14 protein-coding genes are annotated in these 16015 nt (G+C 57.3%); 10 read left to right on the top strand and 4 right to left on the bottom strand.

Features of this window, described 5'->3' with window-relative positions; genetic code table 11:
- Positions 1-12 precede the first annotated feature (12 nt).
- The 9 genes from JET16_RS20390 to JET16_RS20350 all read left to right on the top strand — a co-directional run bounded on the left by JET16_RS20390 (position 13) and on the right by JET16_RS20350 (position 10862).
- On the top strand, positions 13-690 hold the full coding sequence (locus tag JET16_RS20390) for a response regulator transcription factor (RefSeq protein WP_199619703.1): 678 nt from the start codon (positions 13-15) through the stop codon (positions 688-690).
- Complete coding sequence (locus JET16_RS20385) at positions 690-1958, top strand: sensor histidine kinase (protein ID WP_199619701.1); 1269 nt, start codon at positions 690-692, stop codon at positions 1956-1958. Before JET16_RS20390 ends, JET16_RS20385 begins: the two co-directional genes overlap by 1 nt.
- Positions 1959-2054: 96 nt before the next feature.
- Complete coding sequence (locus JET16_RS20380; protein WP_199619699.1) at positions 2055-3506, top strand: extracellular solute-binding protein; 1452 nt, start codon at positions 2055-2057, stop codon at positions 3504-3506.
- Positions 3503-4201 (top strand): ABC transporter ATP-binding protein, encoded by a 699-nt coding sequence (locus tag JET16_RS20375; RefSeq protein ID WP_199619697.1) that lies wholly within the window; start codon positions 3503-3505, stop codon positions 4199-4201. Before JET16_RS20380 ends, JET16_RS20375 begins: the two co-directional genes overlap by 4 nt.
- Positions 4158-5219, top strand: a complete 1062-nt coding sequence (locus JET16_RS20370) for an efflux RND transporter periplasmic adaptor subunit (protein WP_199619695.1) — start codon at positions 4158-4160, stop codon at positions 5217-5219. Before JET16_RS20375 ends, JET16_RS20370 begins: the two co-directional genes overlap by 44 nt.
- A complete protein-coding gene (locus tag JET16_RS20365) occupies positions 5219-8014 on the top strand; it encodes an ABC transporter permease (RefSeq protein ID WP_199619692.1) in 2796 nt (931 codons plus the stop codon). Before JET16_RS20370 ends, JET16_RS20365 begins: the two co-directional genes overlap by 1 nt.
- A gap of 6 nt (positions 8015-8020) precedes the next feature.
- Complete coding sequence (locus JET16_RS20360) at positions 8021-8974, top strand: ABC transporter ATP-binding protein (RefSeq protein WP_199619689.1); 954 nt, start codon at positions 8021-8023, stop codon at positions 8972-8974.
- Positions 8953-9444 (top strand): RNA polymerase sigma factor, encoded by a 492-nt coding sequence (locus JET16_RS20355; protein ID WP_199619686.1) that lies wholly within the window; start codon positions 8953-8955, stop codon positions 9442-9444. Before JET16_RS20360 ends, JET16_RS20355 begins: the two co-directional genes overlap by 22 nt.
- Before the next feature lie 101 nt (positions 9445-9545).
- Complete coding sequence (locus JET16_RS20350; protein ID WP_199619683.1) at positions 9546-10862, top strand: S8 family peptidase; 1317 nt, start codon at positions 9546-9548, stop codon at positions 10860-10862.
- A gap of 416 nt (positions 10863-11278) precedes the next feature.
- Here the strand turns inward: JET16_RS20350 and JET16_RS20345 are convergent, their stop codons facing one another.
- From JET16_RS20345 to JET16_RS20335, 3 genes are all read right to left on the bottom strand, one after another.
- Positions 11279-11437, bottom strand: coding sequence for a hypothetical protein (locus tag JET16_RS20345; protein ID WP_199619681.1), 159 nt, complete (start codon positions 11435-11437; stop codon positions 11279-11281).
- A gap of 68 nt (positions 11438-11505) precedes the next feature.
- Entirely contained in the window at positions 11506-12036 is a 531-nt protein-coding gene (locus JET16_RS20340; protein ID WP_199619678.1) for a hypothetical protein, read from the bottom strand.
- A 356-nt stretch (positions 12037-12392) separates the two neighbouring features.
- On the bottom strand, positions 12393-13589 hold the full coding sequence (locus JET16_RS20335; protein WP_199619675.1) for a GGDEF domain-containing protein: 1197 nt from the start codon (positions 13587-13589) through the stop codon (positions 12393-12395).
- A 252-nt stretch (positions 13590-13841) separates the two neighbouring features.
- Between JET16_RS20335 and JET16_RS20330 the strand changes: the two genes are divergently transcribed.
- Positions 13842-15047, top strand: a complete 1206-nt coding sequence (locus JET16_RS20330; RefSeq protein WP_199619672.1) for a glycosyltransferase family 4 protein — start codon at positions 13842-13844, stop codon at positions 15045-15047.
- An 11-nt stretch (positions 15048-15058) separates the two neighbouring features.
- On the opposite strand, the gene JET16_RS20325 is transcribed toward JET16_RS20330, so the two are convergent.
- Positions 15059-15820 (bottom strand): glucose 1-dehydrogenase, encoded by a 762-nt coding sequence (locus JET16_RS20325; RefSeq protein WP_199619899.1) that lies wholly within the window; start codon positions 15818-15820, stop codon positions 15059-15061.
- Between the last annotated feature and the right edge of the window lie 195 nt (positions 15821-16015).

Genomic DNA, 16015 nt, shown 5'->3' with positions numbered 1-16015 from the left:
GGGCGTGCCATTTTGAAAATCCTTGTGGTGGAAGACGACCGGCCGCTGCTTGATGCGGTGGTTACGGTGCTGAAGGAAGAAGCGTACCAGGTCGACGAAGCTGAGAATGGGATCGACGGGCTTTACATGGCCGAACAGCGCATTCACGACATGATGATCATAGATATCATGCTGCCGGGCATGAACGGATTGTCGGTGCTGCGAAAGCTGAGGGGCAAAGGAATAAAGATGCCGATTTTGCTGCTTACGGCAAGAGACAGTGTGGAAGACCGGGTGAAAGGGCTCGATACCGGAGCCGACGATTATTTGGTCAAACCGTTTGCCGTTCCGGAGCTGCTGGCGCGAACGCGGGCGCTCATTCGCAGGCAGTCGCAAGCGGCGCTTGACGGGGAGCTTGCATACGGGAAAATCGGCGTGAGGCGGCAAACGATGGAAGGGTATGCCGACGGGAAACCGCTCAAGTTGACGCTGAAAGAATTCGAGCTGCTTGAGTATTTGCTTCTTAACCGGGAGCAGATTTTAACGAAAGAGCAGATGCTCGACAGGGTGTGGGGGATCGATTCGGATGCGGGGCCAGGCGTAATCGACGTATACGTGCACTATGTAAGAAAAAAGCTGGCCGTGTCCGGATGCGACCGGTACATACACACGGTTCGCGGCGTCGGGTATATGTTGAAGGAGAAGGCGTAATGTTCACCCGGACCCGAGTTCAGCTCACCGTCCGCAATGCCGCCGTGTTGTCCGTTATTTTGATATCGCTCAACGTATCGGTTTATTTATTCATGGAACAGATGCTTTTTGCCCAAGTCGACAATTCGTTGATGTGGACGGCGAATAACGGCGACAATTTGATCGCGCCAGCACAGAAGGTGTCGGTTTTGCGCCTGAACCAGTCGGATCGGCCGATATTACAATTATTCTGGAAAGAAACCGGCGAGCCGTTTCCTACGCCGGGGACCCAGGAATTCACTCAGGAACAGCTGCGGCTGCTGCGTCCGTCGAACTTCGGGGATGCTCCGCAAACGGTGCAAATCGGCGATCAGCATTTTCGCGTCCTGCTGTTAAAGAGACCGAACGTCGTCATTATCGTCGGAAATACGCAACGGTATGCTCCCGAAGCGATGCAGCTGTTCGCCAACGTTTCCGCGGAAATCGGGATGCTGCGAAATTTGCTGTACATACTTCTGTTCGGCGGCGGATTCGGTTTGATCATTGCGGGCGTCGCCGGACACTATTTGGCCGAAAGAGCGCTTATTCCGATCCGACAATCGTGGGAACAACAGCAGCAGTTCATGTCCGACGCGTCGCATGAGCTGAGAACGCCGCTTTCCGTCATTCAAGCGCATTCGGAGCTGATGCTGCGCCATCCGGACCACACGATCGAACAGGACAGCAAGCATATTTCGACCGTATTGTCGGAGGCGAGGCGGATGAGCAAGCTGGTTAACGGCATGCTGACGCTTGCGCGGTCGGATTCGGACCGGATCGAGCTGGAGATGAAGCCGGTCCGGTTCGATATTGTCGTTCAAGAATGCGCGAACAAGATGCGGATGCTGGCGGAGGTCAAAAATATTATCCTCCATACGGAAATCGACTCGCAGGTGGAGATGCGCGCGGATGAAGAACGCATCCATCAGCTGCTTACGATTCTAATCGACAATGCGATCAAATATACGCCCCACGGCGGTCTGGTCCGTGTCGTTGCCCGCAAGCTGGCCCACTCCGTGCAATTGGAAGTGGAAGACTCCGGCATCGGCATCGATCCGGACGATTTGCCCCGCATATTCGACCGCTTCTACCGAAGCGACAAGGCGCGAACGCGCAAGGAAGGCGGAGCGGGGCTCGGCCTTGCCATCGCCAAATGGATCGTTGAGCGTCACAAAGGCAAAATTCGCGCGGAAAGCAAGCCGGGCGCCGGCACGCGCATGATAGTCATGTTGCCGGCTGGGAACGGTTAGGCGGCAGAGAGAACGCGAGTCTTCTTCTCTAAGCGATTTCTAAGAATTAGGCGGCATAATGGACAGCGAATCGATTCTTAGAGAAGGGTGATGGATGTGAAAAGAGGACGTAAGAAGAAAGCGGGTTCGATGATTTTGTCTCTGCTGCTGACGGCTGCGTTGTCGGCATGCGCGGCGCCAGGGGGAACGGCGGACAATGCCGTCTCCGGTTTGGACCGGGAGGATTCCGGGTCGCTGAAAGTCGCTTATTTTGACGAGCAGCCGTTTCTTATGCAATACGGCAACGCTTTTCAGGCGATGTTTCCCAATGTGGAGCTGGAGGTCGTGCCGATCGATTCCGTGTTTGAGTCGGACGACCCGGTCGCAGAAATGGAGAAGTTGGTCGAGGAGCAGAAACCTGATGTCATTTATTTGACGGAAGAGCAGTATTCGGCGCTCGCGAAGAAGGGACAATTATACGATCTGGAAGCGGCCGTCAAGCAAGACGAGTTCGACATCGACGGCTTCCATTCTTCCGTCATCGAGCTGCTGAAAGCTCACGGCGGAGGCAAATTGTACGGGTTGAGCCCGAGTTTCTCCAGTATGGCGCTCTACTACAACAAAAATTTGTTCGACGCTCACGGCGTTCCGTATCCGACGGACGGCATGAGCTGGGAGGAAGTGCTGCAGCTCGCGTCGCGTTTTCCCGTAAAGAAAGACGGCGACGACGCACTCCTCGGCCTGTTCCAGACGACCGATCCGTTCGAACTCATCCGTATGATCGGCGAAGCGAAGGGGCTGCTTTACGCCGATGCGGATTCAGGCAAGGTATCGATCGATACGCCGGAGTGGAAGGAGATTTTCCGGTCGGTGATCGACGGATATAAATCGGGCGGCATATCGATGCCTTCGGCTGCGGACGGCGGAATGGGCATGATGCGCAGCTTCGGAGGCAGGATGGCAGTCCGGATCGGTCCGGATATGGTGAGCTTTATGACCGGACAGGCGGCGATGGCGATCGACGATCCGATGCTGATGAACATGATGGGAAGAGGCGAGAAGTCCGAATTTGGGCTAAGCGTCAAACAAGAAGGCGGCAAGGAAGGCGGACCTGCGAATCCCTTCAAGGATTTCGAATGGGACGTCGTGACCGTGCCGGTCGATCCGTCACAGCCCGACGTGACCGGAACCATCAGCTTGACCGATATATTTTCCATCAATGCGGCTTCCGAGAATTTGCCTGCGGCGTGGGAGTTTTTGAAATACGCGGCGGGCGAACAGCTGGCGAAGACGAACGCCAAATCGTCTCCGGTGCTGTCGTCAAGAACCGCTTATAAACCGGAAGCGGACGGCAAAAATATCGACGCGTTCTATGCGCTCAATGCGAATGTGCAAAGCCTGCTGCAGACGCTGCCGGAAGGGTTTGCCGAATCGTTCGCGCAGATGGCGTCCGAGCAAATCAAGAAGGCGGTCGACGGGACGCAGACGGTTGACGAAGCGCTTGCAGCGATCCAGTCGCAAGGACAGGATTTGCTTACGAAAGCGAAAGCGGAGACCGATCAAGAGTGATAGCGCACGGGTACGCGGAGGACACGCTGCTGCAGGTGCTTGACGTGCGCAAAAGCTTCTCGTCCGGAAACCGCCGGATCGAGGTGCTGAAGGGGATCGATCTGTCGATCCGCTCCGGGATGCTGACGATGCTGCGGGGGCGGTCCGGGTCGGGAAAGACGACGCTGCTCAATTTGTTGGGAGGTCTTGACAAGCCGTCCTCCGGCGAAGTGAGTTTCCGGGGGCGCCCTCTGCACGCGTGGAACGACAAGCAGCTGACCATCGTGAGGCGCAAGGAGATCGGGTTTATATTCCAATCGTTCGCGCTGCTGCCTCTGCTCACCGCTTGGGAGAACGTGGAATTGTCTTTGCGCATGGCGGGTGTTCCGCGAACCGAATGGAAAGAACGGACGTCACGCTGCCTTGATCTTGTAGGCTTGACGAGACGGGCGCACCACCGGCCGTTTGAATTGTCCGGGGGAGAGCAGCAGCGGGTGGCGATCGCCAAAGCGATCGCTCACCGGCCGCTCCTCCTGTTGGCGGACGAACCGACGGCGGAGCTCGATTCGGTGATGGCTGCGCGCATCGTTGCCGTGTTCCGCGACATCATCGAGTCCGAGCGGATCGCGATATGCATGACGACGCACGATTCTACGCTATGGGAGGCGGCGGATGTTGTTTACCGAATGGCCGACGGCCGGATCACGGAGGAATAGAAGAAGAAGACTCGCAGCCCGGGCGCTGATTGCGGCGGTGTGCCTGTTTTCGTTGGCAGGCTGCTCCTTGCTGCCCCAGGAAGAAGAGTTGGAGAACCTCCCGGAGATCCGAACGCCGAAAATATCGCAAAAACCGGAGTACCCGGTGAAGCGCGGCACGCTGGAAGTGAAAGTGACCGGGTCTGGGAAGCTGATGTCGGAGCGGGAGGAAAATTTGTTTTTCACCGAAGACAACCGCCGAATCGTTGCCGTTTACGTAAAAGCCGGGGACGAAGTGAAGAAAGGGCAAGTGTTGGCGGAGCTCGACAACGGAGATACGGAGAGACAAATTCGCAGGAAAGAAATCGAATTGGAGAAAGCCGGTCTCGACTTGAAGGAGTCGATGCGGAATTCGGCTGAGGCGGACTCCGTCACGTTAAGGAAACTGCAGCTCGACTACGCATTGCTGGAAGAAGAACTTGCCGATTTGCGCGAGCGGTTGCGGCGATCGAAGCTGACCGCGCCGTACGACGGAACGATCGTAAGCTTCTCCGCGGAGAAGGGCGATGTGGCGAAGGCATATGAGAAAGTGGGACGAATCGCCGATATGAACGACCTCGTCGCGGCCGTGAAATTCAATGCGGGAGATTTGGCAGACATTGCCCCGGGCATGGCGGCAACGGTCAGTATCAATACGGCGGGCGACGGCTCCGGTACGGTAAGAAGACTGCCGGTGAGCGATTCGGCTTCCGGCGGCGAGGACGATTCGCTTGACTCCTACTTGCTGATCGACGTGCCGCTGCCGGAAGGCGTCAGCCACGGCACTCCGCTATCCGCTTCCGTCATCGTCGAGAGCCGGGAGAACGTATTGTCGATCCCCGTCTCGGCGCTTCGTACGCAAAACAGCCGCAGCTATGTGCTCGTGTCGCATCCCGACGGCACCAAGGGAGAGATGGATGTAGAGATCGGGGTACAGACCGCGACGGATGTGGAAATCATTAAAGGGCTTGAGGAAGGCCAGAAGGTTGTGGGGAAATAATGCAAATCGCGGTGTTTCTCCTCAAGAAATTGTGGCAGAACCGATGGTTCAATATCAGCACGCTGCTCGGTCTAACAGTGGCTGCGGCTTTCGCGATGAGCATTCCGATGTATGCCGACGGCACGCTGAAGCGGCTTGTGGCCGATTCGCTCCGGGAACAGACGAAAGGGCTGCCTGCGGCGTCTCTGTATATGAAGTATCAATCGCCAGGCGGCGAAGAGACGGATTTGGACGGGCTGACGGAGGTTGACGGCTGGATTCGCGATGAGCTTCCCGGCCGCATCGGCTTCCCGGTGCAGGCGGCTTCTTACCGGATGAGCCTGCACCCTTCCACCGTGCGCTCCGCTCAAGCGGGCGCGGGCGGCGCCAACCGCTTGGTGCGCATGGAGCTGGCGTCCCAAAGCGGATTTCCGGAGCGCATCGATCTCGTAGAGGGAAAGATGCCGCAAGACGGAGCGCAGTCCGGTTCAACCGTCGAAGCCATTGTGCTGCATGAGACGATGATCCGTTTCGGCTGGAGCGTCGGCGACGCGTTCTATTACGATGCGAAGAACGTGGACGGGGATACGAAGCGGTTGACGGTACGCATCTCAGGTAGTTACAAGCTGAAAGACGAGACGGAGATGAGCTGGGCGGTCGACGGGAAAGAGAAGCTGGCGGAGTCGTTTATGATCAGCCGAAAGACGATGACTGATGAGCTGCTTGAGCGGAACGGTCTGTCGCTTGATTCGGCGGGTTGGTTCTACGCGTTCGATCTTGGCGACATCCGCATCGGCGACTTGCCGCGGTTAATCGGCGAGCTGCAGCGGCTCGACATCAACCTGCACCGGCTGCTAGAACATACGAAAGTCAACTTGACGTTCCTTGACATGATTATCGGCTTTGAACGGCAGAGCATGCTGCTGCAGGCGATGCTGTTCTCCCTTGCCGCGCCGGTGTTGGCAATGGTCACGTATTTCATCGCCATAACCGCGCAGCAATCTCTTTCGCGCCAACGGGGCGACATCGCCGTACTGCAAAGCCGCGGCGCGACGCCGCGGCAAATCGCCGCGCTGTACGCCGTCGAGTCCGCGCTGCTGGCGGCGGTTGCCTTCGCTTTCGGTCTGGCCTTGGCATGGTTCATGGCCAAGGCGATCGGCTCCTCCAGCGGCTTCTTTGCCTTCGTCGGACGCAAGTCGATTCCCGTCGGTTGGACAAACGCCGTATGGCTGTTCGGCTTTGCCGCCACCGCGCTTGCGGTTGCCGCCACCTTGGCGCCGATTTCGAACTACGCCGGAGCGTCGATCGTGCAGCATACGCAGAAGAAGGCGCGCGTCAACCGGCCGCCGCTTTGGCAGCGGCTTTACCTCGACGTGTCGCTGCTCGGGCTGGCCGGCGCCGGGTGGTACCTGATGAGCACCGGCCAAATCGCCGCCGCCGGCGGCGGCGGAAGCGGCGATGCGCAGCTCCAACCGGCATTGTTCATTGTGCCGGCGCTGTTCATCTTCGCGGCTGGATTAATTTGTTTGCGGTTATTCCCGCTGCTGCTTCGCGCTTGGAACGCCGTGGCCAAACAGCGGATGCCGGTCGCGGCGTATCTCACATTGACGCAGCTGTCGCGTTCGGCGGGGTCATTTTATCCGCTCATGATTTTGCTCATTCTTACGATCGGTCTCGGCGTTTACGCCTCGTCCGCCGCCCGCACGATCGACTTGAACGCCGCGGACCGGATTCAGTACCAATACGGCAGCGACGTCGTGCTGAAAGAGGCGTGGGAGGGCGTCCAAGACGAAAACGACGAAAATAAAGTGTATTATACAGAGCCCTCCTTCGAGGCGTACCGGAATCTTGAAGGGGTAGAGGCTGCCGCCCGCGTGCTGAAGACGGCAGGCAGCATCGAGATTAGCGGCAGATCGGCAGGAAGCGGCCAGGTTGTCGGCGTCGATAACGCCGATTTCGCCAAGACGGCAACGTTTCGGAATGATTTATTTCCGCACCATCCGTACAAGTACCTCGATCTGCTCGGCATTGCCGAACAGGCCGCGCTCGTGTCAAGCTCGTTCGCCGAACGGCACGGCTTGAAAGAGGGCGATCCGCTGCGCGTTATCCTCGGATACGACAAGGCTGAGGTAGATTTCGTCGTCGCCGGCATCGTGCCTTACTGGCCGAGCCTATACCCGGACGAGGCTCCGTTCATCGTGGCGAATCTCGATTACATATACCAGAACATGGAGATCGTTCCGTATGAAGTGTGGCTTAATATGGAAGACGGCGCCAAGCTCGCGCCTGTGCTGGAAACGTTGGCGGAGCGCGGTGCGGCGGTGGCTCAAGTAGAAGATGCGCGTGGCGAGCTGATCGAGCGCCGGAACCATCCGTCCCAAGGCGGCGTGTTCGGCATTCTGAGCCTCGGATTTCTAATCTCGCTGCTCGTTTCGCTGATCGGGTATTTGATCTTCTGGTTTTTCTCGCTGTCGCAGCGGGTCGTCGGGTTCGGTATTTTGCGGGCGATGGGGCTGTCCCGCGCACAGTTGGCCGGCATGCTGCTGTTGGAGCAGTTGTTTACGACCGGCTTGTCGGCTGCCGCCGGCATCGGGATCGGATCGGCCGCAAGCAGGCTGTTCCTGCGGTTTCTTCAGGAGGGAAACGGGGGAGGAGCGCGGCAGGTGCCGCCGTTTCGCGTCGTGTTTGAAGCGGACGATGCGCTGAAGCTGTATATCGCGGTAGGTGTCATGCTCACCGCCGGCGCATGCCTGCTTTTGCTGCAGTTGAGGCGGCTGCGCATCACCCAGGCGATCAAGCTGGGAGAGGAACGGTGAGACGAAATGATTCATTGCGAGGGTCTTGTGAAAATTTTCAAAACCGACGACATCGAGGTCGTCGCCTTGCAAGGGTTGAACTTGACGGTCGAACACGGAGAAATGATGGCGATTATCGGCAACAGCGGCAGCGGCAAATCGACGCTGCTCAACATTCTCGGCGGTCTCGACCGGCCGTCCGCGGGGCAGGCGATCGTCGGGCCGTGGAACTTGCTGAAGATAACGAATGAGCAGCTGATCGAGTATAAGCGGAAAACCGTCGGCTTCATCTGGCAAAATAACGCGCGCAACCTGGTGCCGTACCTTACCGCACTCGAAAACGTCGAACTGCCTATGCTCGTTGTTCGGGGCAAAGCGGACCGCGCGTATGCCAAACAATTGCTCGCGGCCGTAGGCCTCGAGCACCGGATGGGCAACCGGCTCACCCAACTGAGCGGCGGCGAACAGCAAAGGGTGGCCATTGCGATTGCGCTGGCCAACCGCCCGCCGCTCGTGCTCGCCGACGAACCGACCGGCTCGGTCGACAGCGCGACCGCGGAGCAAATTCTCGGTATTTTCCGACGTCTGAACCGCGATATGGGCGTCACCGTCGTCATCGTCACGCACGATTTGTCCGTTGCGGACAAGGTTGATCGCGTAGTCGCGATTCGGGACGGCATGACGAGCACCGAATGGGTCAAGCGTAAAGAGCGCGTCGGGCCGGCAGGTGCGGAAGAGGAAGAGGCGCCCGGATCCGCGCGATTCGGCAACCGGCATCAGGAATATGTCGTCATCGACCGGGCGGGACGGCTGCAAATCCCGAAGGCTTATCTCGAGGAAATGAATGTCGGCAGCAAGGCGATCCTCGAGTTCGACGGAAGGAACGTTATAATCAGACCTCCTGACGGCGCTTCCGCTTCGGGCGGCGAGAAGTCCGATAAGGAGGTGCAATCCGCCGGATGGATAGGAAAACCGCTGTGAGCGATCTTTACGGCGCTCATCGCGCCTTCTTGCACAATTATTTGATGAAGCTTACCTGTAATCGCGATGAAGCGGCCGATCTCGTGCAAGATATTTTTGTCCGGCTATGCCAGCAGAACAGCTTGCCGGAATGTCCGAAATCGTGGCTGTTTAAAACCGGCTACCGGCTCTTCATCGACAGGTTGCGGCGCAAGCGTCGCGTCGTCTTAATCCCGCTCGACCATTCGATTCCGTCCGGCGCCACACCGGAGCAGGAGGCAATCGACAACGAGTTCGATCTCCTTGTACGGAGCTCGCTGCGGCGGCTCCATCCGCAAACGCGCACGGCACTGTACCTAAGAATCTTCGAGCAATCCACATACGGCGAAATCGCCGAGCTGCTCGGTTGTCCTGAAAATACCGTCAAATCTTACATCCGCCGCGGAAGGTTTCAATTGTCCAAGTCGTTGACGAACCGTCAAATCCGCTAGCATCTATTTTTCCTCCTAGTAGACTCTTAATCGTGTCCGTTGTCCGGCCTAATTCATAGAATGAATATGGACAGTGGGTACATCATTAGGAGGGAAACAACATGTATGGATTCTCCATGGTTCAGTTTGTGAGGCAATTTTCAAAGCGGCTGGACAAACAACTCCGGGAACAGATGCTTGAATTGTACCGTCCGTTCCGGTGGGTTCCTTGTTTTATGCATTCTTCGATAGAAAAGTTTTACAAATCTAGCAAAAAGTTTCCCGTCATTATAGAGTTTGCCGATTGTGACAAACCGTACGGCGAACTCATGAATCAGGTGCACGCATCGGCGCGGCATCACCGGAGGTGCGGCGTGACACATGAATTTCCGTCCATCTCCTGCTGCTCGGCCGAATTTACGGCCGCGGGACTCGAGGAATTGCTGCATTCATGCCAACATATCAAGAAGGTGCACGCCGACCGGAAGGTCAAGGCGCTATTGAACAACGCGACCCCGTCCATCCGCGCCGATTTGCTCCATGAATCCGGACTTACCGGAAAAGGAGTGACGATCGCGATCGTTGATACCGGCATTTACCCGCATGAAGATCTTATCAACCCCGAGTACAGAATCGTCGCTTTCAAAGATTTCGTCGGCAACCAGGCCGCCCCGTATGACGACAACGGCCACGGAACCCACTGCGCCGGCGATGCGGCGGGGAACGGTTACGCTTCCGGAGGCAAATACCGTGCGCCGGCGCCGGAGGCGAATGTTGTCGGCGTGAAGGTGCTCGACATGATGGGTTCGGGTTCTTTGTCAACGGTGATAGCCGGCGTTCAATGGTGTATCGACAATAAAAATGGTTTAGGCATCGATATAATATCGATGTCGCTTGGCAGCACGGCGACAATGCCCGCTTCCGAGGATCCGGTAGTGAGAATCGTGGAGAAGGCGTGGGATGCGGGTATAGTCGTCTGCGTCGCGGCGGGCAATGAAGGGCCGGATTATAACACCATTGCAAGTCCGGGAATCAGTCCGGTCGTCATTACGGTGGGAGCGATGGACGACAAAAGCACGCCCGACCGTTCCGATGACGAAGCAGCCGATTTCTCCAGCCGCGGCCCTACCATCGACGGGATTATCAAACCCGACCTGCTCGCTCCCGGGGTGAATATCATCTCGTTGCGGTCGCCAAATTCCTATTTGGATAAAATGTCGAAAGCAAGCCGTGTGGACGAATACTACTTTACAATGTCCGGCACCTCGATGTCGACGCCGATCTGCGCCGGGGCGGCAGCGCTGTTGTTGGAGAAATATAAGGGGGCTTCCCCGGATCAAATTAAACAAATGCTGCTCAACGGCTCGGAAGATTGGAATCTTCCCAATGTCGTGCAAGGCGAGGGCTACCTCGACGCGGAGAAAGCGGCTCAATCGTAAGCGTGCTATGTGTGGGATCAAGTTCATTGCAATGAGCTTGATCCTTTTTTGTTGCCCCCATAATGAATACGGCGTAGAAGAAGTGATCGTTGTTACGATCACGCATGATTTCGAATCTAGTTCGCGATCGCGTATGAGCTGTTGGCGGATATGATGTGATTTGCAGCGGTAAAAGTTTCCGCTAGAGAGTGGGTTCGAATATTGGATGAAATGCAGCGGCAATAAGTACCGCTACATTCGGTGGAATATGCAAAAAGGGCGGTTGGACAGTTGTACAGAGGAAAAAGTTGCCGCTGGAGTGTTGGTGATAATTATTTGCTGCTACCCGGAGAAAATCCGGTTACGCAAAACAGAATGGTAAACGGGTGGGATATACCAGAGTATATCCCGCCACACCCATTTATGTTGCGACACCGTCAGGGGTTTTCCTTATACTCCGGCGTGCCGGTTACCTTCGCTTCTTGCTGCTCTTCGCCGAGCTCCGCATCGTGCTTGGTCGAAGCGGCTTTAACCAGTTCGCCGGCTTCGGCCGTCATGTCCAAGTTCTTCATTCCTTCTTGTGTTTCCTTGTCCACGTAATTCACCCCATTCCGTCGTAGTCGACTAGGTTATTTTTACCGAAACGCCCAAATTTATGAGTCGATCAAGATTGAATCTGCCGGAGCGATTCCAAGAGGCGTGTCTGCAGGGTGTCGATGTCGCCTAAGCGGTCCTCTCCCCATTTGTCCCGGAACTCCAGATGAATGATGTACTCGCTCCCGCTTGCCGCGGCAGGCGATTGCGGGTTGTGCGGGTCCACCGCAACGGTTACGGAATGGCGCACTTGCGCATCGTTCCGCCAGAGCGATTCGAGGTTCCCGTGCAGCGCCCGTATGTCCTTTATACGCTCGCCGGGAAGGGCCAAACGAACTTCGATTCGAATGCCGGGAGGCCCCTCCGATAACCGGACGTCGTGCCGTTCCCCTACAAAATCCGCCATATCCGAATGCAGAAGCAGCTCGGCGCGGGCCGACTCCCCCGGAAGCGACGCGCTGATCCGAAACGATCGCGACATTCCCGCCAAATCGACCAGATCCTCCCTTCCGACGACGGCTATCGCTCCTTCCCGGTCCAAATCGTACAATGCCCCTTCGACAACGACCTTCCAATTATCAAATGCGGTAGGATCGAACAAAATGCGATGCCTCCCTTGCGACATTTTATCGTATGCGGTCATCTTCACTTATTCCCAAGTTTGAACATGACTAGACTTGGACATTTCCCCGGCAATGACGGTATGACGAATAACCTCAGGCGGGATGGGGCCGGAGGTTTCGTTGCACGACTGCTTATCGTTCTTCCAACCGGCGCACCCGCCGGTTTAAGCGATCTCCGGTTGACCAGGCTGTCCCGGTTGTCCCAAACAGCGTATCACCGGGTTGAACCACATACGTAAACATACCGTTTTTCCTCCATGTATAAGGAATCATGAACGATACAGTATATGTGTCCCGTAGGCGATGTGACCGGGCGATTCGCCTATATTAGGCGCTAGTCGTTCATCGCATCCGCCCGTTTCAGCGCGGGAATGTGGCGGTGCCCGGTCACGCGGTTTTTGCCGCTTTTCTTCGAATAATACATCGCCTCGTCCGCTTGCTTCAGCAGTCCGTCTCCGCTGATGCCTTTGCGGTATTTGCTCCAACCGACGCTGACGGTCACGCCGGCCTCGGCTTCGACGCGGGCTCGCACCTTCTCGGCGACTTTCGCGGGATCCTCGCCCGGCTCGGTGATGAGCATGACGATCTCTTCCCCGCCGAACCGCCCCGGAATGCCGATGCCGTCCGCCTCCTCCATCACGATCGACGCTACGTGGCGCAGCGCCTCGTCCCCCCGTTGGTGCCCTTGCGTATCATTGAGCTTCTTGAAATTGTCGATATCGGTAAATATAACGCTGACGGCCGCCCCGCTTTGCACGTATTGCTGCAGGCGGCGGGTGAAATACCGGCGGTTGAACAGCCCCGTCAGCCCGTCGGTAATGGACGAATGGTATACGGCCTGCATCAGCTCGAGCATTCGCTCGAACATGAACTGGAAGATCATGAAGAAGTACACGACAGGCAGAAAATGTTCCGCAAACGTCAACCCGGCGGACGTACCCTCGTACAAATATTCATTGAGCACATGAGCGGAGTGGGTGAGGAAGTACACCACCAATGCGATTTGATACTTCTTGGTTTGGCCTACCGCAGGCGTAATTAAGTAAAAACAAATCAGAATGAGCAAATACAAATAAAAGTCCATCCAAATGTTAAGAAACGCATTGGTTTGCACCGCTGCGGCCTCGGAAACATTCGCAAGCATCCGGGTGCCCGCGTAATGGCGCAGCGCCATGATGGCGAACGCGCCGAACACGCCTAAGCCCATCAGCAGAGAAGCCTTGCGTTTCGTCGTGTTATACAGTTGGTACAATCCGACGTTGGTCAATATGAACGACACCGTCTGCAGACCTTGTACGATATAATGGTCCGCGCCTCCGTCCCGCGAGCCGTGGCCGTCGCCCAGCACGGCGATGAACGTATACTGCGCGGCGATCAGCAGGAGCGAGAATGTCAGTGAAAAGTAAGCCTTCTTCCTCCGCGACATCATGAGCCGCACCGACATCGTGAGCATCAGGAAGAGCATGAGCAATATGAGCAAAGCGGACACGGTGCCGCCCTGCGTCCCCATAAACAAGTCGCGAACCGTCATGTATGCGCCTCCTTCCGTCCAGCTTTATCATTGTAACAAAAAAAGGCAGGCTCGTCCTGTGAAATAACTCACAATCCCGCAGTCATAGGACTTGTTGCAAGCGCTTACGCTAGTAGTGTGCGAAAAGCCGCATTCTGAATATTGCCGGCGAATCTAAAGGTTGAAAAGAGTTCCGCCTATCATTACCGTTGTTCCGGGGAGTGATTTTTTGTATTCTTAAACTATTGAAGAAAACCTGAAGGGGAGACGGCCGTGAACGTATTGCAAGCTTTATTTTTTCCGCCTGAGCAACCCGGCGGGGTTTCGTCGATGGTGCCGTATGTGCAGGAACGTTTTGCCCGGATGGGTTGGAATATGGAATTGTTCTCGATCCCGAAGAGGGTGAGGGGCAAGGGAAGCGAGCCGTTCGAGTTTCGAACGTTCGATTGGCGCGAGTTCGAAGGCGTGCCGATCATAGAGAAGTACATGCAGACGATACGGGACTATGTATGGTGGACAAAGCTGCGGGTAAGCAAGAAATACGATCTGATCCATGCGCACCACCCGATCGCGGGGCTCGTGATGAAGCGGGTGTTTCCGGATACGCCGGTGCTGATGACGGTGCACTCGAGTTACGAGAAGGAGCTGCTGCTGAACGGGCGAATCAAGGAAGGCGGGCCGGAGGAGCGGTTCCTGACATCCTTGTACCGTGAACTGGAGGCGACGGCGGACCGGCTGATGACGGTGTCCGATTCGTTCAAAGGATATATGAGTCAATATGTCGATCACCCGGAACGCATTATGGTCATCCGCAACGGCTTCGATGAGAAGCGGTTCAAGCCGATCGCTCACGATAACGCGGTGCCCCAGCTCGTCTCCATGTGCCGTCTGGTGCCCGCGAAAGGACTTGACGTACTTATTCGCGCTTGCGCGGAGCTGAAGCGCCGCGGGCTTCCGTTCGTCCTCCACATGATCGGCGACGGTCCGATGCGCGAGGAGCTGGAGGAAATGGCCCGGAAGCTCGGCGTGTACGACGACATTATTTTTTACGGATATATGCTCCATCCGGAGGAGTTTATGCCGTTCTTCGACGTGTTCGTGCTGCCGTCGCGCGCCGAAGCGTTCGGGAATGTGTTTGCGGAAGCGGCGTTGTGCTGGCTCGCGCTCATCGGCACGAACGTTGGCGGCGTTGCGGAGCAGATCGAACACGGCGTGAACGGGCTGCTCGTGCCGGTCGACGATGTGGGCGCGCTGGCGGACGCATTGGAGCAAGTCGTTGTCGATCCGGCGTTCCGGTATGAATTGTCGCGCGCCGCGTGGGAGAAAGCGAAGCGCACGTACTCGCTCAACCGGGTGATCCGCCAGCTCAAGCGGGTTTACACCGAAGCCGAAGCCGCTGCCGGGGAGGGCACCGTTATCGACAGAGGTTTGTCCGGTCGCGACGAAGCCGCCGCCGCCGCGGAAGCCAAGGAGGAGTAACCCGCCGCCGGCTACTCCTCCGCGTAGATCATCTTGACGGTCATGCCGCCGTCGATTACTAAGTTTTGGCCGGTGATGAAGCCGGCCTTCTCGCTTGCGAGGTATAGACAAGCCTCGGCAATATCGTCGGGCCGGCCGACGCGGCCGACGGGGTGCTGAAGCCGGTCCCGTTCGCTGTGGATCGGAATCGACGCGCGTTCGCCGTACTGCCAGTCGCGCACCTCGATCCAGCCGGGGGACACGGCGTTGACGCGGATCCGCTGCGGGCCGAGCGATACCGCCATCGCATGCGTCAGGGCGAGTATTCCGCCCTTGGAAGCCGCGTACGCCTCCGTATCCGGCTCGGACATGAGAGCGCGCGTCGAGGCGATGTTCACGATCGCGCCGCCGCCGTCCCGCGCCATCTCGCGCGCCGCGACTCGCGAGCACAAGAACGTGCCGCGCAGGTTTACGCCGATGACGCGGTCCCAGTCCGCCATCGGCAATTCCGTCATCGGCCCCGAACGGCCGATGCCCGCATTGTTCACGAGCGCGTGCAGACCGCCGAACTCCTCGGCCGTCAGCCGGATCCAGCGCTCGACGTCGTCCTCCTTCGCCACGTCGGCGGCGAGGAACATCGCTTTGCCGTTCATCCGGCGGATGGCGCGAATGACTTCAAAGCCGGCGTCTTTGTCGACATCGCATATGGATACGGCATAACCTTGTTCCGCAAACCGCATCGCGAGCGCCCTTCCGATGCCTTGGGCGCCGCCTGTAATCGCCGCTACTTTCATGGATAACCCACCGCCTTGCGTCGAAACATATGTTGGTACTAATTGTAACGAATCGGCCTTTCCGGCACAAGAAAGGCGAGGAGGCAACCGAAGGTTGTCCGCGAGACTAGGCTTAGTAAGCAAGGAGGAGACAGAAAGCATGACCGGCGGGAATAGCAATCAACGTGCGGATCGCGGCGGCGACCGCAAAATCAC

It is taken from the genome of Paenibacillus alkalitolerans, from assembly GCF_016482785.1.
GTDB lineage: Bacteria > Bacillota > Bacilli > Paenibacillales > YIM-B00363 > Paenibacillus_AE > Paenibacillus_AE alkalitolerans.
This window is presented reverse-complemented; position numbering and strand designations above follow the sequence as displayed.